At 50.1% G+C, this 19,400-nt stretch carries 19 protein-coding genes; 1 reads left to right on the top strand and 18 read right to left on the bottom strand.

Annotated elements, in window-relative coordinates; translation table 11 throughout:
• Positions 1–449: 449 nt before the first annotated feature.
• The 6 genes from I2B62_RS10455 to I2B62_RS10430 all read right to left on the bottom strand — a co-directional run bounded on the left by I2B62_RS10455 (position 450) and on the right by I2B62_RS10430 (position 8,685).
• Positions 450–740, bottom strand: a complete 291-nt coding sequence (locus I2B62_RS10455; protein WP_195268898.1) for a helix-turn-helix domain-containing protein — start codon at positions 738–740, stop codon at positions 450–452.
• A gap of 15 nt (positions 741–755) precedes the next feature.
• Positions 756–2,471, bottom strand: a complete 1,716-nt coding sequence (locus I2B62_RS10450) for a lysozyme family protein (RefSeq protein ID WP_243259479.1) — start codon at positions 2,469–2,471, stop codon at positions 756–758.
• A gap of 208 nt (positions 2,472–2,679) precedes the next feature.
• A complete protein-coding gene (locus I2B62_RS10445; protein ID WP_195268897.1) occupies positions 2,680–5,004 on the bottom strand; it encodes a VirB4-like conjugal transfer ATPase, CD1110 family in 2,325 nt (774 codons plus the stop codon).
• A complete protein-coding gene (locus I2B62_RS10440) occupies positions 4,988–5,359 on the bottom strand; it encodes a PrgI family protein (protein WP_347707813.1) in 372 nt (123 codons plus the stop codon). Before I2B62_RS10440 ends, I2B62_RS10445 begins: the two co-directional genes overlap by 17 nt.
• Positions 5,360–5,497: 138 nt before the next feature.
• Positions 5,498–7,429, bottom strand: coding sequence for a group II intron reverse transcriptase/maturase (ltrA, locus tag I2B62_RS10435; protein WP_195268895.1), 1,932 nt, complete (start codon positions 7,427–7,429; stop codon positions 5,498–5,500).
• Positions 7,430–8,223: 794 nt separating this feature from the next.
• The gene (locus I2B62_RS10430) at positions 8,224–8,685 is read right to left on the bottom strand and encodes an XF1762 family protein (RefSeq protein ID WP_195268894.1); all 462 of its coding nucleotides are present in this window, start codon (positions 8,683–8,685) and stop codon (positions 8,224–8,226) included.
• A 92-nt stretch (positions 8,686–8,777) separates the two neighbouring features.
• On the opposite strand from I2B62_RS10430, the gene I2B62_RS10425 reads away from it, so the two are divergent.
• A complete protein-coding gene (locus I2B62_RS10425) occupies positions 8,778–9,182 on the top strand; it encodes a hypothetical protein (protein WP_195268893.1) in 405 nt (134 codons plus the stop codon).
• A 33-nt stretch (positions 9,183–9,215) separates the two neighbouring features.
• Here the strand turns inward: I2B62_RS10425 and I2B62_RS10420 are convergent, their stop codons facing one another.
• From I2B62_RS10420 to I2B62_RS10365, 12 genes are all read right to left on the bottom strand, one after another.
• Entirely contained in the window at positions 9,216–10,055 is an 840-nt protein-coding gene (locus tag I2B62_RS10420) for a hypothetical protein (protein WP_195268892.1), read from the bottom strand.
• 67 nt (positions 10,056–10,122) lie between these two features.
• Positions 10,123–10,461, bottom strand: coding sequence for a TrbC/VirB2 family protein (locus I2B62_RS10415; RefSeq protein WP_195268891.1), 339 nt, complete (start codon positions 10,459–10,461; stop codon positions 10,123–10,125).
• Positions 10,439–12,289, bottom strand: a complete 1,851-nt coding sequence (locus I2B62_RS10410) for a VirD4-like conjugal transfer protein, CD1115 family (RefSeq protein ID WP_195268890.1) — start codon at positions 12,287–12,289, stop codon at positions 10,439–10,441. The genes I2B62_RS10415 and I2B62_RS10410 overlap by 23 nt, the downstream gene beginning before the upstream one ends.
• 15 nt (positions 12,290–12,304) lie before the next feature.
• The gene (locus I2B62_RS10405) at positions 12,305–13,207 is read right to left on the bottom strand and encodes a hypothetical protein (RefSeq protein ID WP_195268889.1); all 903 of its coding nucleotides are present in this window, start codon (positions 13,205–13,207) and stop codon (positions 12,305–12,307) included.
• A complete protein-coding gene (locus I2B62_RS10400) occupies positions 13,204–14,142 on the bottom strand; it encodes a PcfB family protein (protein ID WP_195268888.1) in 939 nt (312 codons plus the stop codon). Before I2B62_RS10400 ends, I2B62_RS10405 begins: the two co-directional genes overlap by 4 nt.
• A complete protein-coding gene (locus I2B62_RS10395; RefSeq protein ID WP_195268887.1) occupies positions 14,132–15,505 on the bottom strand; it encodes a relaxase/mobilization nuclease domain-containing protein in 1,374 nt (457 codons plus the stop codon). The genes I2B62_RS10400 and I2B62_RS10395 overlap by 11 nt, the downstream gene beginning before the upstream one ends.
• Position 15,506: 1 nt before the next feature.
• On the bottom strand, positions 15,507–15,827 hold the full coding sequence (locus I2B62_RS10390) for a plasmid mobilization relaxosome protein MobC (protein WP_195268886.1): 321 nt from the start codon (positions 15,825–15,827) through the stop codon (positions 15,507–15,509).
• Positions 15,808–16,221 (bottom strand): hypothetical protein, encoded by a 414-nt coding sequence (locus I2B62_RS10385; protein WP_195268885.1) that lies wholly within the window; start codon positions 16,219–16,221, stop codon positions 15,808–15,810. The genes I2B62_RS10390 and I2B62_RS10385 overlap by 20 nt, the downstream gene beginning before the upstream one ends.
• 210 nt (positions 16,222–16,431) lie before the next feature.
• A complete protein-coding gene (locus tag I2B62_RS10380; protein ID WP_195268884.1) occupies positions 16,432–16,998 on the bottom strand; it encodes a DUF3846 domain-containing protein in 567 nt (188 codons plus the stop codon).
• Positions 16,999–17,021: 23 nt separating this feature from the next.
• Positions 17,022–17,600 carry a DUF3846 domain-containing protein gene (locus I2B62_RS10375; protein WP_195268883.1) on the bottom strand — a complete coding sequence of 193 codons (579 nt, stop codon included), beginning with the start codon at positions 17,598–17,600 and terminating at the stop codon, positions 17,022–17,024.
• Between the two features lie 67 nt (positions 17,601–17,667).
• Positions 17,668–18,612, bottom strand: a complete 945-nt coding sequence (locus I2B62_RS10370) for a phosphoadenosine phosphosulfate reductase family protein (protein WP_347707807.1) — start codon at positions 18,610–18,612, stop codon at positions 17,668–17,670.
• 84 nt (positions 18,613–18,696) lie between these two features.
• The gene (locus I2B62_RS10365; protein WP_195268882.1) at positions 18,697–19,239 is read right to left on the bottom strand and encodes a hypothetical protein; all 543 of its coding nucleotides are present in this window, start codon (positions 19,237–19,239) and stop codon (positions 18,697–18,699) included.
• Positions 19,240–19,400 lie beyond the last annotated feature (161 nt).

Below are 19,400 nucleotides of genomic sequence, written 5' to 3'. Positions count from 1 at the left end.
GGGCAGAGATAGCCTGTTTCCAGGAAAAATCAAAAAATAAAGCATACTTTTGATATTAGCTATCTCTTGCCTGCAATATCAAAAATTCTCTTTTCAGCAGGTCCACTTCAAGGCGGTTTCCCGCGTGTTTCTTTTGCCCATTCCCGTCCAGGCTTACCATTTATTCAATGGCGCAACACACAGCACAACATAGGAAGTCCCCCGAGCCGCTTTTGTTTTACATGGGTCTGCGCTCTCCACCCCATTGACGACGGATTGGCACAAGTGGTCTACCGCACCGCCGGGCCCATTCTCTGCATCTGCTGGGCCAGACATATTTGTTATTTTGATAATGGGGATCAACAAAAGCCTAAAAACCCCGGATTATTCGATTTTTCCGCACACAAAGAAAGGGGAACACGAAGGCCAGTACCTCCAGTTCCCCGTTTTTCTCAACGCAATGCCCTGCCTCAATGCTGGATTTTTTTAGATTTTTTCTTTTTCTTTGCTTTTTTCTTCTTTTTCTCAGGCTTTGGCGGTTCTTTATATACACCTGTCGCTGCACCTTCGTCCACCAGGCTCTCCATCGGAACCTTCAAAGCTTTGGCGATTTTATAAAGACTCACAGCCTGAACCCCCTGACTATCGCGCTTAATAATGGAATAAAGACTGTTGTAGGACAGCTCGGCCTTTATGAAGAGCTGTTTAAAGTTTAAGTGCTGCTTCTTCGCTTCCATTCTTATTTTCTGTCCAATACTCATTTTTGAATTCTCCTTTTAATTCATATAGCCTGGGCAGCCATATCCCAGAATGACGTAACTGCCCAGTGCATAGCTTCGTCTTGCACAGCTGTCCGTGGTATTTCCTTCGATAGTATTGACGGTGCCATCGGTGACGCTTTCCACAATCCCGACATGATCGGAACCGCCGCTGCCATCCCAGGTAAAGAAAATAATATCCCCGGCTTTCGGCGTGTAGCTGCCGTCCTGCCACTGGCCTTTGCTCTGGAAATAGGCCACCCCATCCGGCACATAGGAAAACTTGGGGATAATCCCGGCGTCGATGTAACCGCACTGATCGGCGCACCAGCTGACAAAACAGGCGCACCATTCGACACGGGAACTGAAGCCGTACCAGCTCCAGTAGGGCTCCCCGCCCACATTGCCGATCTGGCTGGCTGCCACGTTCACCATGCTGCTGTTGCCCCCGCCGGTTGGGATACGGCCAAAGGGATAGTATCGGAGCACATTCGGCACATAGCTTACATCGCCATAGCTGCCGCCGTGCAGATTGGCGAACTCCTGCGCGTTCGCCTGGGTGTAGCCGCCATCCTTTTCCAGCGCCCAGGTGATGTATCCGGCTCCAAAGTTGTAGCCCTGTAAGGCCAGCTTGATGTGTTCCAGATCCATGGGGCTGGCGACTCCCGCGGCGTTCAAGCAGTCCGACAGGTACCGGATACCGATGTTGATGGAATATTCCGGATCGGTAATGCCTCCGGAATACTGATCATTATAGCCGCACTCGCTGCACTGCATGGGATCGCCGCCCCGTCCGCCTGATTCCTGCATCATGACGGCCTTAATCAGCTCAACGTAATCTGGGATACCATGCGCGGCGGCATACTTCTGTATGAGCGGCGTATAGGCCTGGACTTCTTCACTGACGGCTTCGGCCGCTGTGGCGTTACTCCCGCCGATGAGGCACAGGGTCCCACCAAACAGAATAACCACCATAATGATTAAAACCACCACGGAGCCGCCGGAAGCCAAAGCAGAGGCGAAGGCTTTCCCAGCTGCCGCCAGGGCTTTAGCCGCAGTCATGGTCGTCTTGACTGCCAGCTTTGCTGCCTGGATACTCATTTTTGCGGTGGTTTCCGAGACTTTGGCGGCCATTTTGGCGGACTGCTGCGCCGCCCGGGCTGATGCCTTTACCGCTGCTTTGGACGCAGCCTTGCTTGCCCGGGCAGAGGCTTTGGCTGTGGCTTTCGTGGCCTTTGCATTCGCCTGAGCCGCCGCCCGGCCCGTTTTAATGCCGGGCTTCATGGTCCGTATGCTGCCTTTGGTCAGCCGGGTCGCTTCCTCGCCCGTTTTGATGCTCAGCTTTCCGGTTTTCTCAGAGGTTTTAATGGCACGTTTTGTGTGCTTCTGGAACACCGTTTTCGTCGCGCGTTGGCTTTTAGCAGAAGAATAAAAGGACTGCTTAATGATTTTCCCATCGGCCGGTTTCACGGGCTTATTGAGGCCTTTTTGCGCGTTTTTCTCCATGGCGTTCATGGCTTCACGGGTTTTGATGGGCACTTGCTTTCCAGCTTCAGAAACGGCTTCGCCGCCCACTCCAGCCGCTTCCCTTGCAGCTTTTTCAGCGGCTTCTGCCGCAGCTTTCTTTGCCTGCTTTCCGGCCTGGTATCGATCCATGCCATAATGCACAAGCCGGTCTCCCTTTCTCTGGACCGATTCCACCGTTTTCTTGACGGTTCGGCTTCCCTTGTCCATGACCTGATTTTGTGCGTACTCATTCGGTGCGCGTTCAGACCGCTCACCAACCTTCTCCAGGGCATTTTTCGTGCGGATGGTATTTTCTTTTACATGATACGTGGCGGCTTTTGCCTTATTCAGAAATTTGATGTCCTTTCGGACTTCCCGGGTTTTAATCGCCTTGCTGATGGTCCCTCACCTCCTTTGGCGTAAGGCCGTCCACACGCTATAACCTTTCTTCTCCAGGCTTGGTGGACATCAATTTGTATAGCTTCGTCTTTTTCGGAAACCGATTGATGAAAGGCACGAGGGCGCTCCCGTATTTGATCAGACCACACCCGGCGTCAGCGTTGGTGATGTAGCTCATCTGTTCATGAGAGATATTTAAAAGATTGCCCAGCTTTTGCCGGTCGGAAGGGGCCTGATTCAGCATCACAATAAACTCAGAGTTCGAGAGCATAGTGCTGGCCGACACCGAATCCAGAAGGTATTCCACGTTCTGGGTGATGGCCGTGGGGAACGCATCCCGCTTTCGGAAACGCCGCCAGGCCGAGTTGAAGAAAGCCGCCGAGTATTCATTCTCAAAAAGAACATGGAACTCATCAATAAAGATGTGTGTCCGCTTGCCTTTTCGCCAGTTATCCGTCACCCGGTTTAACATGGCGTCGGTAATAACCAAAAGTCCCATGGTTTTGAGCTGTCGCCCCAGATCCATGATGTCGTACACCACGATCCGGTTCTGCGTGTCCACGTTGGTTTCATGGGAAAAGGCGTTCAGACTGCCATCCGTGAACAGTTCAAGCTCCAGCGCCAGGTCCTGGGCCTCGGGTTCGGGCTGCTCCATCAGCTTATCTCTGAGAACACACAGTGTCGGGATCTTGCCGCCCCGTTGGTAATCCGAGTAAACATAGGCCACGCAGCGGTCAATGATGGACTTTTCCTTTGGTCCCAGGCCATCTTTATCGAGCTGCTCGAACAAAGACAGCACAAACTCGGATTTATCAATGACGGGATTATTATTTTCTCCATAGCCTTCCACCATGTCCATGGCGTTAACGTGGTCCTCGCTTCCAGCGGCGATTCGGATGGATTCACCCCCTAACGCGTTGATCAGGGAAACGTACTCGCGCTCGGGATCACAGACGAGAATGTCATCCGTTGTGGCCAGGGCCAGAAACACAATCAGCTCTTTGGCACTGAAGCTTTTCCCACTGCCGGGAACGCCCAGAAGAAAAGCGGATTGGTTGAGCAGATTGGCTTTGTTACATAGGATCAGGTTGTGGCTGATGGCATTTTCGCCAAAGTAAATCCCCTGCTCATCCATGATCTCCTGGACCCGGAAGGGCATGAGCACCGCCATGCTTTCGGTGGTCAGGGTCCGCACAGCGTCCAGTCGCCGGTGACCAATGGGCAGCACGGTGTTCAGGGCGTCGAGCTGCTGGAACCTTGCAATGGCGAACTGGCAGAGATTTTTCCGGGCCGTGGTGAGCAGGGCCTCGGTATCCGCTTCCAGAGCCTCCCGGGTATCGGCGGTGTGGACTAACGTTAATAAGCCAAACATCATGCGCTGATCCCGGGTGGTCAGGTCATCTAAAAACTCCTTGGCTTCCTTGCGCTGCTGCTCCATATCATAGGGCACGACGGCGCTGAAGTTGTTATTTTCGTTCTGTTTTCGCTGCCAATTCGTAATATTTGTCTCCACTCCGAGCAGCCGGTTTTCCACTTCCCGCACGGCTTCATCGGTGGGCATGGGAATGATCTCAATGGAGAGCATCAGGTTCCGGTCCAGATCGGTGAGCTCATTGATCATACTGTCCTTGATAAAGGACGCGTACTCCTTCAGATAAAGTACCCGTCCAAATCGGCCGCCCATGGTAAAATAGTCTGAATGAAAGGTCATGGCGTCCGGGCAGATGTAATCTCGAAAATCGTGGCCCTTCTGCATGGTCTGCTTCAGGTCAAAGTAAAAGGCATCCTCTTCGCCGGTACGGTAAAAATCGTGGAGCACCCGCAGACGCTCCTCCATGTCCATTTCTGTGCACCGGGAGCCGAGCCGGGAAAAGTGGGCCATGAGCTCGGTGCCCACCCGGGTGAAATAGGTTCTGGCTTCCTGATATTTTTTCCTGGAAACCGAGATGGTCACATACTTTTCCTGGAGCATGCTGTTGGTACTGGTAGCCTTGTCCAGTAGCATCTGGTTATACTCCTTCCGGTAAATATCCAGGCCATCCTCCTCCAGAGGAATCAGGATGCTTTTTTCAAAGGCCGATTTGTTCAGCCGGTGGTTGTTGATGGTCAGCTTGGTGGTGGCGCCGCTGTCCAGACTGTTTAAAAGCTCACTGTATTCTAAAAACAGCGCCTCCTTATCCTCCCGGGAAGCCACAGCGTAATTGATGTCCGTAAACTTAAAGGTCTTGCTGTAGACATTTTTCCGGACTAAAAAAATCCCATCCGGATAAATGACCTTGATGGGAATGGCTTCCTGTGCCCTTTTGGGGATTTTCAATTTTTCCTTTTCCAGTGTGTTCGCGTTTCTAAGCGTTTTGAGCATTCATTTCGTCCTTTCTTTTTGATTTTTTGCTTCGTTTTTCTTTTTTGACCTTCATGGGGTGGGTCAGCATTTCGTAATACAGATTCTCCGCTTTAAAGACGATCTCTTTTGGCATCAGAAGCTCGGATTTAATCCACACCCAGATGAATTTCTCAGCACTCATGCCATGATAGCGGATGAAGCCCAGAGCCCCAAAGGGCGCGGCCCCGAGGATACACATCCAGGACAGGGTTTCCACGCCAAAGTAAGGCTTGAGTAAAAAATACAGGCCGACGGCCACGCCACAGGCCAGCACGGAAAACACGAACTGGCGCAGCGAAAGCCCGAAGAACATGCTCTCCGTATAGGCTCTGATTTATAGTGATAGGTAAGTCTTTGATGTCATCGCCAACTTTTCCCCCACTCCACACCGTGCAAGCGAGTTTCCCCGCACACGGCGTTCCATCGGTTGCATAGAATTTTGCATTTATCGAGTCACCATTGTAGAGAAGATTTAAATATTTGTTATATAGTGTAGTGAGTCAATCGGTTCCAGTTCTGCTAATTTACGGAATTCATTTACTTTTGCAAGTTGGCTCTCTTTGAGATTTAACGCTTTGAGGTATCCGTTAATGGTTTCTCTGGTCGTGGCATGAATGAGCCTGTGTATTGGCGTAAGCACCAATATCAAATTGTTGAATTTATCCGTACCACCCTTATTCCGTGGAATTTTGTGATGGCAATGAATATCTTCAATACATTCAAAGGCTTGTCCAGTAACCGCACATTTTCCCCACCCAGCCGAGAACAGTGATATTCGATTATCTGCATATTCAACGCTTCTGCCATAAAGTGGCTGTTTCATAACCCTTAGCATTAGAGATACATTTATCCGAAGATTATCATGCAATTCTTTTCTGCCTTCCGGTGTGAAACTGCAAACTTGTAACTTTTTAGCCATTGGCACTTTGCGCTGAACAAATCCGAGAGGGTATATAGGTTCATCATGAACATACCGAAGTTGCTTTGAATCCCCATATTGTTTTTGTTCGGCTTTGGTGAGAACCCTGCCGGTTTTTCTCAAACCATTCCCATTGCGTGTTTTGAGCCTGTTATGAAGGACTATTTTCACCGAATACGCCAATTTGGCGCAGTCTATGCTGACATGGGTAGCAATACAATAGTAATTATGCATTCCCATTATCATTGAATTGTAAAGCGTGATTTCATCTCGCTCTTTACGTCCTCCACTTGGTCTTGCAATCCGTTTTGCCTGTTCCGTTAATTTTTGCCGTTGATGATTGATTGCTTTATCGCAGATATGCGATTTCACTACATACTTTTGCCCTTTTGGATACACCTTGATTTTGAAACCAAGGAACTCCGAATATCGCCGTTTGACATTGACTATCCGTGTTTTCTTTTCCGATACTTCCAATTTCAGCCTTTCGGACAGCCATTGCGTTACCGCAATTTTTGTTCTCTCAGCTTCGTTTTTAGTGCGGCAGAATATACGAAAATCATCTGCGTACCGAACAATAAACATCTCTTTTAGGTTGGTTTTCTTCATGGCTTTAAAGCCATTACCCTTGTCTTTTGAACCGTTTGGGTTTGTTTTTGCACTATACTTCTTTGTAACCGGATGGTTTTGCCATTGACTTTCAATCCAGTGGTCAAGCTCGTTTAGCACAATATTCGCAAATAACGGCGAACATAAACCGCCCTGTGGGGTTCCCTTGGTTGGCGTAATCATACTTCCATCAGGCATCTTAATTGAAGCCTTTAAGATTCGTTTGATTATCCATATGAGATGTGTGTCCCGTATTCCCATTGCCCATATCTGCTTTACCAGTTTGGAGTGGTCTACGTTATCAAAGAACCCTTTAATGTCAAATTCGATGATATAGTGCAAATTTGACCGCTGCATTAAACAATAGGTTCTGTTAATCGCATTTTCCACTGACCTGTTTGGTCTGAATCCAAAACTGTTTTCGATAAACTTTGCTTCACAGATTGGCTCCATAACCTGTTTGATACATTGTTGTATCAATCTATCCCACATACATGGGATGCCCAACGGTCTGGTTGCCGTGGGGTCATAAGGCTTTGGGATGTTTTTTCGACGAATTGGCTTTGGGCGATAGCCGTGTTGACTGCCTTCGACAATAAAACGAATTTTATCCACTACCTCTTCAGGTGACAGGCACCCAATTTCTTTAATGGTGATTTCGTCCGTTCCCGGTGTATTACTTCCTGTGTTGGCTTTGATGTTCCGATATGCAAGCAGAATATTTTCTCGTGAGAGAATCAATTCCATAAGATTAGTGAAATTTTCTCCGTTCTTACTTCTGGCATACAAATCATCAAAAGTTTGCTGCATTCCGTAATATTCCATATGTCGTAAACTCTCAACGGATAGTTGTTTTCCGTGCTTCTCCTTTGGCATAGGGCATCACTCCTTTCTTGGAGCGACCCTTTTGGTCATACTCGCAATCCCTATTGCGACCCGATAATACTTGTTCCTTACAAACGACTTGAGGCCATCCCTCCATCCTCATTACAAGGACTTCACTGGTTCGACCTCTACTTTTCAGCATTGGTTCGGCGGCTTATTTGCTTCGTCCGCCTATTTCAAATGAGAAACCCAATGCCTTTCCTCGTTCCGATAATCCTATCTGTACATATGCCCTTAGGTGCTTACTATGAGCCTGTTGGCTTAGATGTGCCTATAACACAACATGGTTTTTCATAACCGTGATTTTTACTCGACCACACCAACGCAGTTCGACTGCCCTACACATTTCTACGCAGTAATCATTTAGACCCGTACATTCGCAAGTTCGTCAGTCACGATTGACATTCTCACCATAGACAATTTTTAGACCCCCGGCATATAGGCAACACAGTCCACCTCTGGACTGCTTTCGACACATGGCTTTTCGCTGATTTGTGTTACGGTTGCTCTCTGCCGACTTTACCGAGCTTCTGACGCTCACGCTTTCGCACAGAATGCCAGTCGGAGAATCAGGGTAGGCGTTTCAGGACGTTACTCCGTCATTCCACCTATCGGATTACCAGTTCTCACTTCTTAAAGAAGTTGCCTGATTTTAGCACCACATGGTCTTGTGCCCATCAAGTTTTTCCCGATGGAATGGTGTTTGTTCAGGAACGAGTCGCACCGCGATTAATTTTGACTTCCATTATTTCCTCCAATTATTAAATTTAAATGCTTCTTCTTGTCTACTCATGGTTTAAATCGGCACCATACATTTTCTTTGGCCCTTCATGCGCCGACGCCTTTCTCGGCTGCCCGGCGCTGCTCCACGATCCACCGGCGGTACGATAGCCAAAGGTCCAGCCCGCCGCCCTCAGGCTGGTGCCGGGTTCATCGTCTAAAATATACGTGATGATCCGCTGGTAGCCCAGGGCCCTGGCGGCCCGCAGACAGGCCGCGTACAGGGCGCTGCAGGCGTTTGGCGTGCCGTCGGTACAGAGCCGCAGCACCTCCACGGTGGTTTCGTGGTTGATCCCGCGCGCCAGGGGCCTGCCGACAATGGCCACGCCACAGAGCGCCTGGTCCTCCCGCCGGATACATCCCAGTGAAAAGCGGTGGCCGGTGACGGGCCCATGGTGTCTGTGGTGTTCGGCAACAAACGCATTGGCCACCTTTAACTCGATATGTTTTATTTCAAACTGCTTCATCGTATTCTTAAGAAAACACCTCCTGTAGATTTGTTTTTCCCCTTTAATGGGTCTATACTAAAGAAAAAACACTTTTAAAGGGGGTTTTATCCATGCTCGACTTTTTTCATGAACTGATGCGGGTTTCACTCATTTTCTTTGTGGTCATTGTGCTCGTTGTGCTTGCCTTTATGATCGCACCCAAGCTGAAGCTGACCCTGCCGCTGACCTGCTTTGTGCTGTTCTGCACCCTTCTCAGTCCCTGGGCCGGTGCCCATGAAGCGCTGGCTTTTAAAATCATTTACCTGCTTATCGGCCAGGCGGGAATTCGCTGGATCATCACCCTCGTGCTTTTTATCAAAGACCGCATGGATGACCATCGGCTTGACCGGGGGCTTGAGGCGGATCTCTACTGGCAGCTTCAAAAAGCCGAGGAGCGCAACGTGCCCTTGAAGGATCTCTATATGGATGATGATGGCACCCTGCGAAATACCACCGATCACAAACCGCTCATTTAGGACGTTGAAAAACGTCCTTTTTTTATTGGGCGGTTACAGCCCCAGCATCTCGCGCACAACGCGGTCCGACATCTTGATGGTACCAACTAACACCAGCATGTTGAACACCAGTTCCGCAACATAGGTCCAAACCATGGTGATGGCATTGGCGTTCGGGTCCACCTGGGGTGGACTGGCCGCAAAGACCGTGAAGATCACACAGGCCAGCACCACAATGGCGCCCTCGAGGCAGACCGCCGCGTAGCTCTTTAAAAAGTTTTTGCCAATGCTCTGGCTGGGCTCTCCGGCAAAGCTGGCCAGCGGAATGGGCGCAATGGCGGTGTACAGGTAAATGCGGAAAAAGCGGCCGTAAACGCTCATGATCATGATAAAGCTCAGAATCGTGATGAGGATCCCACCGATTAAGGTGACGGCCCAGAGCGGGATGCTGTTAAAAAAATCCACGTTCTCCACCGCGGTCACAATCGCATCTGGCAAAACCGTTTCCCCGGCGCTGCCCAGCCCGGAGGTGGCCATGATGCGGCTCACAACGCCCTGGACGATGGTGTATAAAGCCATCATCAGTTCCAGGCCATAGGTGATCACCCCCTTGGCAATGGCGAAGCGGACAAAGAGCTTCAATGCGTGCTCCGGCTTTCGGACTTCCACAAAGCTCCCGCAGGTCTTAACCATACCGACCAGAAAAAACAGCACCAACAGCGCGTAGCCGATGGCCTGAAGCGTGCCGTTGATGCTCACAATCACGTCCCAGATGCCACCGCCCTTGAAGGTTTCCGGTGATTGGGTCAGCAGCTGCCAGATCTCGGTCAGCTTCCCGTTCCAGGTGTTTAAGGCGTTCTGTAAATTTTGGGCAATCCAGTTATCGGATTCCATTGAATCCCTCCTTTCGGGGGCAGGCCGAAGCTTTGCCTGCCCCTTTTTTGATGTATTATGGTTATCATTATCCCGCGATGGTGTTCAGAATCTCTTTCGCGAAGGTCACGACGATCCCCCCGGCCACGGTCATGATGCCGTTGGCGCGTTGGCTTGGATCATGGGATTTTAAGGACAGGCCGATCTGGACAATGCCATAGCCGATGAGAATCATCCCGATGGCCCGGACCAGGCCGAAAATGAAATTCGAAAGATTATTGACCACCGCAATGGGGTCGTCCGCTGCGAGGGCCGTTGTACTGAAACAGCACAGCACAACGGCCAGCACATAGAAAATCCGTCGTTTCTTTTTTCGGATTCGCCCACGGCGTACAAGCTCGGGTTCAGTGTTTGCTTTTTTCTTCATGTTGTTTTTTCTCCTTTTTCTGCGTTTCAAAAATTTCCTGTAATTCTTCTTCGGACAGGACCTCGTAATGCTGCAAGGCCTCGAATAAAGCCTCTGGGATTACCGGATTGGGAATGGACGGGTCGTCTCGCATGACCGTCATGGTGCCGACCGCATGATCGGTGCTGCCGTGTTCGTAGTTGGGCGCATGGCCTTTTTCGGTCAGCGCCACATTCGGGTGCTTCCAGATATTGTATTTCAAATCTTTGACCGGACGCTCCCCGCGGATAAAGAGCAGGGCGTACCGGTTGTCGAGCAATCGCACCTCATCGGGGGTCATGAGCTCCCGCCCGGCATTTTGAAAGTTAGTGGAGTAGTTTCCGTTACGGCCGCTGCTTTTCCCGTAGGAATTGGTGTCGATGGTTTCCTTGCCGAGCAGCTCACTGACGTACTTATGGGTGCTCTGCTCGTTTCCACCCAGATACAGGAAGGTATCACAATTGCCCACGATACTTTCCCATTGCTTTTCAAAAAGGGCCTTCAGCTGCGCCAGATTTTGCAGGATGATGGACACAGAAACGCCCCGGGAGCGCATGACGGACAGTATCTTGTCAAAGTCATCGGGTAAGCTCACGTTGGCGAACTCGTCCATCAAAAAGTGGACGTGAACTGGGAGCCGACCGTTGTATTTGTGGTCAGCCAGATAAAAGAGCTGCTGAAAAAGCTGGGTGTAAAGGATACTGATCAGAAAGTTAAAGCTCGTATCATTATCCGGGATAATGGCAAAGACGGCGGTCTTTTTCTCACCAATGCTCGGCAGATCCAGTTCGTCCGTCATGGTCACGGCCGCCAGGCTTTCCAGGTTGAACTTTTCAAGCCGCGCGGCTAAGGTGATCTGGATGGATTTCAGGGTCTTGGCCGCACCAGACCGGTAATTCCGGTAATATTTCAGGGCGATATGCTCGGGCTCCCGTGCTTCCAGCCGCTCCATGAGTTCATCGAGCGGGGAGACATAGCTGCCATCGTCCTCCTCGGGCATGTCCCCGGCACGCAGCAGCTCCAGGACCATGGCAAAGTTCTGCTCATCGGGCGGTGCTTCGTATTTCAGAAAAAAGACCAGCGCGAGTAAGAGCATACTGGCCGCCGTATCCCAGAAGGGATCATTTGACTGCGTGCCCTTGACGGTGGTGGCTTTAAAGAGGTTGGTCACCAGCCGCTGCACATCGTTGTCGGTGTTCAGATAGACAAAAGGGTTGTAGCAGTGGCTTTTTTCCATGTTGATTAAATCCAGGATGCGCACCGCATAGCCCTTGGCCTCCAGCAGATGGCCGGTAGCTCTTGCGATCTCACCCTTGGGGTCCAGAATGACCATGCTGGTGTTGGCCTGCATGACGTTGGGCTCGGCAAAGAACAGGGTTTTCCCCGCGCCGCTCCCGCCGCAGACCAGGGTGTTCAGGTTCCGCCGGTGCTTGTACCCGTCCAGGCCAATGCGCACGTTCTGGGTCAGAAGCTTGTTTTCCTCAAAGGCTTTATCGCTGTATTTCTTACAAAGGGGCCGGGCTTCGCCCCACCGGGCGCTCCCGTGCTCCTCACCCCGGCGGTAGTTTTTCCGGGTAGCACAAAAAACCCCGATTCCCATGACATATAGAATCATCAAAATCAGGATGGATTTTAAACTGTTCTCACCCCATGTGATTTTAAAGGGATGCTCCATCACTTCAGGAAACTTAAGAATAAAGCCATAAAGTCCCACATTGATGAAAGGGGCAATACGCAGAGCCATTCCAATGACGGGTACGATTCCCAGCACATAGAAAATCCAATACTTTTTAAAGGCTTCAAGGTCCATGAAATGATTTCCTCATTAACGGGCTTCCGGCTTTTTGGCCGGAGTGGTTGTCTGTTTCCTTTGTCGGCGGATGTTCATGGTCATCCGGCTTGAAAGATCACTGACCGTGTCGCGCATGGCACAAAGTGCTTCGCCCACCTCCCGGGGTTCCAGCCCTTCAAAGGCCTTGGGCAGTGCTTCGATAAAACGCCGGTCAGGCTCAATGCCCGTCTGATGACAGAGCATGTAAGCAGCAGCCCCGGCCGTAAAATCCAAATCCTGAACGGGTCTTTGCCGGACAAGGATTTCCACCTTTGCGAGCTCCCGGGTAAGGCCCCGGAACATTTCATCGGGCGTCAGGCCGCGCTGTACCAGGATACCTCTTTCTTCCGGACTGAAAGCGACGCTGTCCATGCCGTTTTGCGGATCAATCGGCTTCACCGGAACCGGTGCGCCCGTGATAAGGGCTGAAATGAGCAGCCGATCATCCATCTTCGCCGTTTCCTGCGGTGGGATACGGGCCATGGTCTGGGAAATATCATAGAGCTTTTTCACGTTGTAGGACTGGCCAATGCTCCCGTCCGCGCGCTCGTACTGCTTCCCGGGTTCTAAAATCATGACGGGGTTTTTGTATTCAAACTTCTTGACCAGAATGCCCTGCTCCTTCCAGGTGTTGCTGTCCGCCAGCTTGATGGCCAGGGGCCTTTGTGCCTGGATCAGTAAGGCGTTTCTCGGGGAGTACAGATCAAACTGGCTCTGTACCTTGAGGTAGCCTTCAAACAGTGCCGCGTCTTGGCCAATGCGCTCAAGGGACGCATCAATCATGGCGTAGCACTTTGATTTTTCGGCTTTCTTTTTCTCGGCCCATGCTGCCTTGTCAAAGGCCTGCGGGGCCGGTGGTGATTCCTTGGATTTAAAGAGATCATAGAGATCGCTCATCGTGTTTTTCCTCCTTTGGTTTTCTTTTTAGCGCTATTTTTCTTCATATTCTTTTTCGGTCCAGCCTTTGAAATGCTTGGCCGGGCTGTTTTTTCTGCGACAAGAGCCTCCTTCACCGCTACCCTGGCGATCTGGGCCGCGCGGTCGGCTTTAATCTGGTTGAGTGCGGCTTTCACGGACGGTTTTGTCGGTGCTTCAATAGTAGCGTCTTTGTCTGGCGGCGAGGAAGGCTCGGACCGAGGGCTTTTCGCCTTCAAAGGGGTTTCCGGGGACATCCCTGGAGACTCCCCCGTGGCAGCTTCTTCTTTCGTGATGTTTTTTTCCGTTGGGGTAAAGAGATCCTCCACCACGGCTTCCGGAGAGGTCTCACGCTCTGGATGCTCAAGCTCCGGAGCTTCTCCAAAGAGATCGTTGACGACTGCCTGAGCATTGGCTTCCTCTTTCTGATACGCGGCTTCCTCGTCGGGATTCAACGTTTCATTGCTTCCTTTTTCCTGATTCTGGGCTGACAGAAGGGCTTCCCGCTCTCTTTCTAAGACGATGGCGCCGATGTCCTTCACGTTCAGGTCAAACTTCTCAACCAGCCGGTTGACCCGGCCTGCGTCTTCGGATTTGACAATCACGTCGGTGACGTCATGTTCCATACCGTTCGGGTCGCGGACGACCGCATACAGAATGCCGTATTTTTTGGCCGATGCCATAAAAGATTGCAGATCTTCGTTTTTGACGGCAAAGACCGCGGTTGGCTTGCCGGATTTCAGCATGGTTTTCAATCGGGTCCGGCCTTTGTTCCGGATACTGTCCTTGCTCTGAAGCAGGGCAATGATCACCATGGCCAGCCCCTTGGCTCCAGAACCGGTAACCCGCAGGGCGGCTTCGATGCCTTCCATGCTCAGACGGACAATACTCTCCGCCGCGTCTCCACTAGTGTTCAATGTGTTTTACCTCCTTTTCATTTTTTGATTTTTCTGCTTCCGCTTCGGCAGCTTTCATTTTTTCACGCAGGCTTACAGCCCGTTCCTCAATGCTTTCACACAGCCTCACCTCCTTTCTCAGCTTCTTAATCTGGACACTCAGCTCCGCCGCTTGGTTCAAAAGCTCGGACCGCTGGGGTTCGTCTTTGACCGTGCGGAGCTGGTTGCGCAGCTTCTTCCTCGCAATGCACTGTGTCTTGATTTTCTCCTGGTTGGATGCCTTGAAGGCTTGCAGTGCTTCCAGGCTGTCCATTTTGTGGTGACATAAAAAGATGGTTTCATCCGTTATCTGCTCAAGCTTGCGGATGTCCTCCCGGTAGACAAAATTTAAATGGGCGGTATCCCGCTTTTTGTTTTTTCTTTTCTCAAAGACACCCAGCCGGTAGCAGTAATGCAGGTACAGGCCCCGCAGACCTCCTGTCTTTTTAACTTTCTGATAATTGCCCTGGAGTTTCATTTTTTTATGGGTGATGCTCGGTTCGGGTTGATGACGCTTGATTTTTTCCTGCGCGTAAATCCGGGCTTCGATTTTCTCCAGGCTGTACTCTGGGTATTTGCGGTCAATGCGGACAAAGCGTTCCTTGCCCGGCGGCCTTAAGGTAAAATATTTGGCGTTTGGCTTAAATTGGTAGCCCTTCTGCCGCATCCGGAAAAAGAACTGGCGCAGGGTCACGCTCTCCGCCATAACCGCGTCAATGTCCTTGATGATCAGATCATGCCAGATGGGTTTACCGGACTCTTTATCCAGGTAGGCTTTGTAGCTTGGCCGCCTTCCCGTCTGCGGATCTTCAATGACAGACAACTGGTATGCCTTGCAGAGCCGGTCCGAGGTCTCGCGCATGAGGTCGTAGGTGGCGTTGCAATCGTAATATCGAAGCCCGTCTTTAAAAGAGATGGCATTGAGGACAAAATGATTATGAAGGTGCTCCCGGTCCTGATGGGTCGCGATGATCACCTCAAAACGGTCACCCCAGAGTTCCTTGGCCAGCTTCACGCCGATCTCGTGGGCCTGCTCGGCGGTGACCTCTCCGGGGGCAAAGCTCTGATAGCCATGATAGGCTATAATGCCACCTTCCTTATGATATTGCTTTTGGGTCAATTTCATTTCCTGGACCGCGGTTTCGGGCAGACAATTGAGCCCGGTCACAAAGAAGGGCTGTTTGATTTTATCCACCTGGGTAACATAACCGGTGAGGGCTTGAAGGGTTTCCCCCTCTGTCGCTGTTTCTGCAAAGCCTTCGTTTTCAGTTTTGTCATGGTTGAGGACGTAGTTGATCACATGGTCGATCCGGCCATGGACGTCCCAGATTTTGGTGGTGGCCATTTTATTTAGGCTCCAGGAATTTTTCTTTGACTGCCAGCATGAACTGCCGCCATCGGGCCGCTTCTTTTTCATACCGGGGCTGATCCACAAAGCCCAGCACGTTGGCCTTGGCCGCAATCTGGTTCAGGTTGATGCCAATGGCCCGCATTTCTCCCATCATCTCATAAAACGTCTCGTCGGGTTTTTCGCAGGGCTGCTTGCCCTCGACCAGGGTTCTGAGATACTCAGACCGGTTCAGCCCGGTCTTTTGGACGTTGGCGTTCAGGCGTTTGGCTTCAGACGGGGTCAGCCGAAAGTGAATGTCAACGGTTCGTGTGCGCATGGTGATCACCTGCTTCGATTCGGTCCATCTTATCAATGTAAAAGAGTTCGCATTCCGGATCATATCGGAGATCATACTGCCCCTGCATATCTTGATGGACAAATTTTGTGGAGGAGATTCCATAGACCGCTTTGCTGCCCTCATGCTTATTTTTCTTGGAAATTTTATAGCCACGATACCCTTTGGGCGGTTCTGAAAAATAGATGCGGTCTTTACTTCGGGCGTACACCATTCGATCCTTGGCGGTGATCTTAAACAGCGCACCATGATAAAAACTGACCGACATGACGGCACCGCCTTTGCTCTCGGTAATCGTAACCTTGACTTCTTCCTCTTGCTGCTGCCGGATCACAAAAATGCCGGCATCCTCAAATTTTAGTTCTGATCGTTTCATCTTTCGCTCCTTATATTCGGATGGTTTTCATTTCTTTTGTATCAAAGGGGGATTGGGGTTCTCCCCAAACAGCGAATCGGGTTTCCGCCGCAGGTAGTAACCTTATTCAGTGCTGGCTAAGACCGACTCACGGGACCCCGATTCCCCTGATAAATACACTTTCTTAATGGTTCTTTTTTTAAAAAAGGATGGTCTTCTTCGTAAAACACTTCATCGCGCGTGCGCTTTGGGCTTGGTTTTAATGGTGATGACTGAAAATTCATCGCCGTTTTTGACAAATTTTTCGGGATATTGGAAGCGCTCCTGGTATTTTTTTATCTGTTCCGGCGTCAAACTTTCACAGTACCCTTTATCCCAGGGTGCATGAAAAATCAAAAAATCGCCGGTGATAACCGTCTGTAAATCATGGTCTTCGCCATAAAGCGCGCGGTTTAAAGGTTGGTTGGTTTCCCGGCTCATCAGTGCCACGTTCTCCTCAAGTGGACGTGCCCTCCGGTACTCTCTTAGCAGCCTTCGCATCGTTTCGGAATCCTTAATCACAGTTCGGACCTCGGGCGGTTTTCCCACCGGCACATAGAGATAGGTGATCTTTTCGCGCTTTTTGGGGCTTGGCTCGGCTTCAATGGTGACATGGGCAAAATCCATTTCATCCAGACACAAATGCCCCCGTTGACACCATCTTTCTTTTATGATTTTCCGGGCCAGCTCGGCACTTTCAGCCTCCACTTCAATTTCCCGCTGACGTGTTTCGCAGACTGTGACAACATATTTTTCCATAAATTTTTCTCCTTTATTTAGGGTTAACGCACGTTATCCCGTTTCTTTTTCGGGCGTTTTTGATCCTTGGGGGACGTTCGCATTTCATCGGGTTGTTCAAATCTTTGAGTGTATTTCTTGATCTGTTCCGGGGTCAGGCTTTCAAAGTTTTGGCCATCTGGTGCCCGGTTACAAAGGAAAAAATCACCGTAGACATCCCGCTGATGATTGCCTTTTTCATCATCGATCATTCGATTCATTTCTGTTTTATCAAACTGTTTTCTTCTGATCCAGATGATGACCGTGGGGATTTCCAAGGGATAAAACTCCACAAATCCACCCATCATTCGGTTGATGGCTCGCATACTGTTTTCAACGGTTTGGGGCTTTGGCGGCTTCCCTTCTGGCACCATCAAAACGGTTATTTCTTCAGGTTCCTGAATTTCATAAAACGCCTCGGGGTTTAATTCGGCTTCAAATTCGAGGTCTTTATCATCCGTAAAGGAACACTCCCCACGGTTAAACATGGCTTCCACCTGATCCTTCGCGGCTTCTTTGTCTGCTGCCTCAACCGTCACAACGGCACAGGCAAGTTCGGTAACGGTGACATCATATTTGGGCATTCTGTTGTCTCCTTTTTTACTCAAAAAAGCCAACGTTTTGTCAGCTTTTGATTCCAATTGATTTTTTTTAATAGGGGATTTCGAGAAAATCCAGTACCTTTCCGCAGCCTAATTGTTCCACGCAATACTGGTATTGCTTTGGATGGGTGTATCGCAAGCGTTCGAACCGGTTGGGCCTCTGATCCAGATGGATGCCAAACATGCAGTATATACACCCGGTCCGGTCGCATTTTGTGGTGCGCAGCTTCCGCTCCATAAAGGGCATGGTCATTTGTGCTTCCTCCACAATCGCCCCATAAACCGAACTAAACGGAAGGCCGGTCTGCTTCAGATAGGCCAGTATATCCTGATTTCGCCAGAACGAAAGGGGCCGGGATACCGGATTTTTCGAATCAAAAATGTTGCAGCCATACTGGTACCAATTCACTTTACGCTGCATCCCTTCCTCGGCCAGTGTTCCCACCATGGGCTGAAAACCATGCGTGTGCTGAAAGGCTTTGATGGGGGCTTTCTTCATCACATCGCAGCACCGGACGCTGATTTTAAAGGGGGCGTCGATTAGAAAATACCATTTCGGAAAGCTAAACCAGGAACGTCCCTCCTGATAAGTGCCCATCAGCTGTTGTATCCCGGTCGTGATTTTTCCAAGGGGCAGGTTCCGTTTGGCATCTTCAACGGCTCCAGCCACTCTTTTGCTGATGACCGGATACCCGTACTCTTTAATGACTTCATCGAAACGCAGCTTCGGTTTTAACCTGAAAACATTGTCCTGACTAAGGGCAAAGCGGCGTATTTCCGGGTACTCCAGGCCGGTATCGACAAAAATGGCAGGAATATCTGGATAAATGTGCCGGGCCAGATCCAGGAGCACGGTGCTGTCTTTTCCCCCTGAAAAACTCACACACACCTGTCCATGCCAATACTGATACCACTCCATAATTCTTAACTGTGAGACGCGGACCTTGCGTTCCAAAGGCCACGCCTGCATGGTTTTTAAATCCTCATTGTTCACCGCATATCCTTTCCACAAACCCGTGGATATTTTATTTCATTAAAAAAGCCAACCGACATAAAACCGGTTGGCCGTCACGCTTTTTTAATGGGCCTGATCCATACGCTTCAGGTATTTCAGGCAATCGGCGTGGCCTCTGAAATAGAGCGCTTCCTGCTCCATTTCGGCCATCTGATCTTCCAAAAACAAGTAGTGATGGATCTGCTGAAGTTCTTCACTGGTCAGGGTGATGGCCGCTTCATCTGAAAGCAATTTGATGAGCGAAGGATCGTCCATCATGGCGTCATGTTCGTCTTTCAAGTTCTGATAGTCAACGTTATTGACCGATAACCGTTGAATGGTATCCAGGTAAATGGCGGTCAGGGGCGATGGTTCTGGGTAAAAATCATCCATGTCAATCTCCTCCCAGTTTTCATCAAGTTTCTCAAAATCTGAGTTTTGTGGGTTGTCCGGCAGGCTGTCATGAAGGCTTTCTTCCTCGTAAGGGTCCTGAAGCTTTTCAAGCTCAGCTTCGCTGGCTTTGAGCGTGTCCACGGGATTTTCTGCGGGATTGGTCATAATAGCAAAGTCCATTACGACATCACAATTGGCCAGTCCATCGATGAGCTGCTTTAAAATATTTTCCATTTTAGGGTCTCCTTTTTTTAAATTGATCGGGTAATTCGATCTGAATCTTACACATCATTTTGTCTCCTTTTCTGTTAATTCTGCGAGATAAACCGTTCATTTTGCGATTTCATTCATAAAAGCCCAAGGGCATCCCCTCCTTTCCGGGAAATAAAAAAGCA

Source organism: Eubacterium sp. 1001713B170207_170306_E7, from assembly GCF_015547515.1.
Taxonomy (GTDB): Bacteria; Bacillota; Clostridia; order Eubacteriales; family Eubacteriaceae; genus Eubacterium.
This window is presented reverse-complemented; position numbering and strand designations above follow the sequence as displayed.